A 3,185-nucleotide genomic window follows, 5' to 3' on the forward strand; every position below is an offset into this window, starting at 1 on the left:
CCCATGCCGAACTCAGAAGTGAAACGCGGTAGCGCCGATGGTAGTGTGGCATTCGCCATGCGAGAGTAGGACACTGCCAGGCACCCAATTTCAAGATTACGCCCAGCGTGGTCTTTACCGGTTAGTGTGCTGATATGGCTCAGTCGGTAGAGCGCATCCTTGGTAAGGATGAGGTCCCCAGTTCGATTCTGGGTATCAGCACCATTAAATAGAAAGCCTCCCTGAAAAGGGAGGCTTTTTTGCATCTGTCAGTTTTCTTATATCCCCTTACATTCCCAATTCCCGTAACACCCTCTGCTTGCAGTCGACACAGTTTATCTGCTGATTTGAGTCCTAATTTGTTACTCATTTGACTGCTATTGATGGTTTTATCCAGAGATTTAACCATGATTGATTGACGTAAAACGTTTTACATGTAAAATCCGGCGCGTTTTGCCTATTACGTGGAGAGAGAGCATGGCGCAGGATAACGAATACTGTTTGGGGGCGGTACCCGCCAAAGGGCGCAAAGGTATGCTGTCGCTGATGCTGGTGATGCTAGGCCTGACCTTCTTCTCTGCCAGCATGTGGACCGGTGGTGCGCTGGGCACCGGGCTGGTGTTCGATGACTTCATCAAGGCGGTACTTATCGGCAACTTGTTGCTGGGTATCTACACCGCTTGTCTCGGTTATATCGGTGCCTCAACCGGCCTCTCTACCCATCTGCTGGCTCGTTACTCCTTTGGGGTGAAAGGTTCCTGGCTGCCATCCCTGCTGCTCGGCGGTACTCAGGTCGGCTGGTTTGGCGTTGGCGTGGCGATGTTTGCCCTGCCGGTGCAGAAGGCGACCGGCATAGATGTGAACTGGCTGATCGCCATTTCGGGCATGTTGATGACGGTGACCGTCTACTTCGGCATCTCCGCCCTGATGGTGCTGAGCTTTGTGGCCGTACCGGCCATTGCACTGCTTGGCGGCTACTCGGTCTGGCTGGCGGTGACCTCGACCGGTGGCATGGCTGCACTGCAGCAGGTGCAACCAAGCAATCCTATCGAGTTCACCACGGCGCTGACCATGGTGGTCGGTTCCTTTATCAGTGCAGGAACCCTGACCGCCGACTTTGTTCGATTTGGTCGCAAACCCTGGGGCGCCGTCATGATTACCATGGTGGCGTTTTTTTTGGGCAACACGCTAATGTTCGTCTTCGGTGCAGCCGGCGCGGCCGTGACAGGGCAGGCCGATATCTCGGAAGTGATGCTGATGCAGGGGCTGTTGATCCCCGCCATTCTGGTGCTGGGCCTCAATATCTGGACCACCAACGATAACGCTCTCTACGCCTCCGGCCTCGGTTTTGCCAATATTACCGGTCTCAAGAGCAAGCCCCTCAGCGTGATCAACGGCCTCATCGGTACGGCTTGCGCCCTCTGGCTTTACAACAACTTTGTCGGCTGGCTGGCCTTTTTGAGTACGGCAATCCCGCCGATCGGTGGCATTATCATCATGGATTTCCTGCTCAATCGTGAGCGTTACCGTCAATTTGCCGATCAGCAGTTCGAGACGGTGCGCTGGCAGGCGCTGGTCGCCACGGCAGTCGGGGTGGCTGTCGGCAAGTGGCTGCCGGGCATAGTGCCACTCAACGCGGTATTGGGCGCCGCCTTCACCTATTTCATTCTGGTTCGCCTCACCCAGCGGCCGGTTCTGGTACAGGAAGCTAACAAATGCTGATTCAACATATTCGTTTGGCCGATCGGGAAGGGTTGTGGCAGATCCGCTGTCAGGATGGGGTCATCACCGCCATCGAACCCCATGACGAACATGCCGTCGCCGGTTGGGTGCTGGACGGGGAGGGCGGTCTGGCGATTGCCCCCTTTATCGAACCCCACATTCACCTCGATACCACCCAGACGGCGGGTGAGCCGAGCTGGAACCTCTCCGGCACCCTGTTCGAGGGGATCGAGCGCTGGGCCGAGCGCAAGGCGCTGCTGACCCATGAGGATGTGAAACAGCGCGCTATCCAGACGCTGAAGTGGCAGATCGCCAACGGCATCCAGTTCGTCCGTACTCATGTCGATGTCTCCGACCCCAATCTGGTGGCGCTCAAGGCGATGCTGGAGGTGCGGGAGGAGATGAAGGAGTGGGTCGAGCTGCAGATCGTTGCCTTCCCGCAGGAGGGGATCCTCTCCTACCCCAACGGCAAGGCACTGCTGGAGGAGGCGCTCAAGCTGAGGGCAGACGTGATTGGCGCGATACCCCACTTCGAGTTTACCCGGGAATATGGTGTCGAAAGTCTGCACTACATCTTCGATCTTGCCGAGAAGTATCAGGTTCTGGTCGATGTGCACTGCGACGAGATCGATGACGAGCAGTCCCGTTTCATCGAGACGCTGGCAACCCTGGCCTACGAGCGGGGTATCGGTCATAGAGTCACCGCCAGTCACACCACCGCCATGCACTCTTACAACGGCGCTTATGCTTCCCGCCTGTTCCGGCTGCTGAAGATGGCGGACATCAACTTTGTGGCCAATCCGCTGGTGAACATTCACCTGCAGGGGCGGTTCGATACCTATCCCAAACGTCGCGGCATTACCCGGGTGAAGGAGATGCTGGAGGCGAACATCAACGTCTGCTTCGGTCACGACGACGTGTTCGATCCCTGGTACCCCATGGGCACCGCCAACATGTTGCAGGTGCTGCACATGGGGCTGCATGTCTGCCAGATCATGGGTTACGAGCAGATCAACGACGGTCTGAAGCTGATCAGCAGCCACAGCGCCCGCACCCTGAATGTGCAGGATCGCTATGGTATCGAGGTGGGCAAACCGGCCAACCTGTTAGTCCTGCCCGCCGAGAACGGCTTCGATGCGGTGCGCCGTCAGGTGCCGGTGCGTTACTCGATCCGCCACGGCAAGGTGATTGCCCAGACCCGTCCGGCCCAGACCGAAATCGTGCTGGGTCAGCCAGAGCCCATCGATTTTCGCCGCTGAGATTTCAATCAGGCTGGATGTCGATTAGTTCCGCCTCTGGGCACAAGGGCCGCCATTGCGACATAATGGCGGCCTGACCCTGAGGGAGTGACACCATGCAAACCTGGTTCTATGTTGCTGCAGGGGGCGCCATCGGCGCCTGCCTTCGTTTTGGGATTGCCGAACTGATGGCCTTGCTGCTGGGGCGCCACTTTCCTTACGGGACTCTAGTGGTCAACGTGGTGG

General features: G+C 57.6%; 2 protein-coding genes, 1 tRNA gene, 1 rRNA gene and 1 pseudogene. All 5 read left to right on the forward strand.

What is annotated here, in order from left to right; all coding sequences use genetic code 11:
• A 5S ribosomal RNA gene (gene rrf, locus DBR30_RS22825) occupies window positions 1-82 on the forward strand; the annotation flags it as partial.
• Between the two features lie 46 nt (window positions 83-128).
• Window positions 129-204: transfer RNA gene (locus DBR30_RS14670), tRNA-Thr, on the forward strand.
• 252 nt (window positions 205-456) lie between these two features.
• Entirely contained in the window at window positions 457-1,701 is a 1,245-nt protein-coding gene (gene codB, locus DBR30_RS14675; protein ID WP_108541199.1) for a cytosine permease, read from the forward strand.
• On the forward strand, window positions 1,695-2,960 hold the full coding sequence (locus DBR30_RS14680) for a cytosine deaminase (protein WP_108541198.1): 1,266 nt from the start codon (window positions 1,695-1,697) through the stop codon (window positions 2,958-2,960). Before codB ends, DBR30_RS14680 begins: the two co-directional genes overlap by 7 nt.
• Before the next feature lie 95 nt (window positions 2,961-3,055).
• Window positions 3,056-3,185 (forward strand): annotated as a pseudogene (locus DBR30_RS22260) (fluoride efflux transporter CrcB); the annotation flags it as partial.

Origin of the sequence: Aeromonas sp. HMWF017 (assembly GCF_003061465.1) — a bacterium.
GTDB lineage: Bacteria > Pseudomonadota > Gammaproteobacteria > Enterobacterales > Aeromonadaceae > Aeromonas > Aeromonas veronii.

Excerpts from the sequence above, each read along its gene's own strand:
- codB (WP_108541199.1), top strand. The coding sequence starts at position 457 with ATGGCGCAGGATAACGAATACTGTTTGGGGGCGGTACCCGCCAAAGGG.
- DBR30_RS14680 (WP_108541198.1), top strand. The coding sequence starts at position 1,695 with ATGCTGATTCAACATATTCGTTTGGCCGATCGGGAAGGGTTGTGGCAG.